The sequence below is a fragment of the Kitasatospora sp. NPDC004799 genome, assembly GCF_040609095.1.
GTDB lineage: Bacteria > Actinomycetota > Actinomycetes > Streptomycetales > Streptomycetaceae > Kitasatospora.
In genome coordinates, this window is sequence record NZ_JBEXJK010000808.1 from 1 (window position 1) to 1262 (window position 1262).

1 protein-coding gene is annotated in these 1262 nt (G+C 66.3%); it reads left to right on the top strand.

What is annotated here, in order from left to right:
• Positions 1 to 89: 89 nt before the first annotated feature.
• Positions 90 to 1262, top strand: a 1173-nt coding sequence (locus ABZW03_RS40960; protein ID WP_355269984.1) for a phosphoglucomutase, alpha-D-glucose phosphate-specific, incomplete at its 3' end; no start/stop codon positions are given.

A 1262-nucleotide genomic window follows, 5' to 3' on the forward strand; every position in this document is an offset into this window, starting at 1 on the left:
TGGTTGGTGGGGTGGGGTGGTGTTGTGGTTACGATCGGTGGGTTGGGGTGTGGTGGTGTGGTGTGGGTGGGTTTGGTGGGAGTGGGTGGATGGTGGACGTGCGGGCTGGGTGGTTGGCGGGGTCTGGTGATTTGGTGGATGTGGCGCGGTTGGTGACGGCGTATTACGCGTTGCGGCCGGATCCGCTGGAGGTGGGGCAGCGGGTGGTGTTCGGGACGTCGGGGCATCGGGGGTCGTCGTTGGACGGGTCGTTCAATGAGGATCATGTGGCGGCGGTGGCGCAGGCGGTGTGTGAGTTCCGGGTGTTGGAGGGTGTGGGGGGGCCGGTGTTTTTGGGGGTGGATACGCATGCGTTGTCGGAGCCGGCGCGGGTGACGGTGTTGGAGGTGTTGGCGGCGAACGGGGTGCAGGTGTTGGTGGATGCGGGGGGTGGTTATACGCCGACGCCGGCGGTTTCGTTTGCGGTGTTGGCGCATAATCGGCGCAGTCCGCGGGCGTTGGCGGATGGGATTGTGGTGACGGCGTCGCATAATCCGCCGGGGGATGGGGGGTTGAAGTACAACCCGCCGAGTGGGGGGCCGGCGGGTTCGGGGGTGACGGGGTGGATCCAGGATCGTGCGAATGAGTTGATCCGTGAGGGGATGCGGGGGGTGCGGAGGGTTCCGTACGCGCGGGCGTTGGCGGCGGCGACGACGGGGCGGCATGACTTCTTGGGGGGTTATGTGGAGGCGTTGCCGTCGGTGGTGGATCTGGAGGCGGTGCGGGGGGCGGGGTTGCGTGTGGGGGCGGATCCGTTGGGGGGTGCGTCGGTGGAGTACTGGGGGCGGATCGCGGAGGTCCACGGTGTGGATGTGACGGTGGTGAATCCGTTGACGGATCCGACGTGGCGGTTCATGACGTTGGACTGGGACGGGAGGATCCGGATGGATTGTTCGTCGCCGGCGGTGATGGCGTCGTTGATCGCGCGTCGGGGTGAGTACGGGTTGGCGGTGGGCAATGACGCGGATGCGGATCGGCACGGGATCGTGACGCCTGATGGGGGGTTGATGGATCCGAACCATTTTCTGGCGGTGGCGGTGGACTACTTGTTCCGTCGTCGTGGTGACTGGCCGGGGGATGCGGGTGTCGGTAAGACGCTGGTGTCGTCGTCGATGATCGACCGGGTGGCGGCGGATGTGGGTCGTGGTCTGGTGGAGGTGCCGGTGGGGTTCAAGTGGTTCGTCGACGGTTTGTTGGAGGGGTCGATCGGTTTCGGTGGTGAG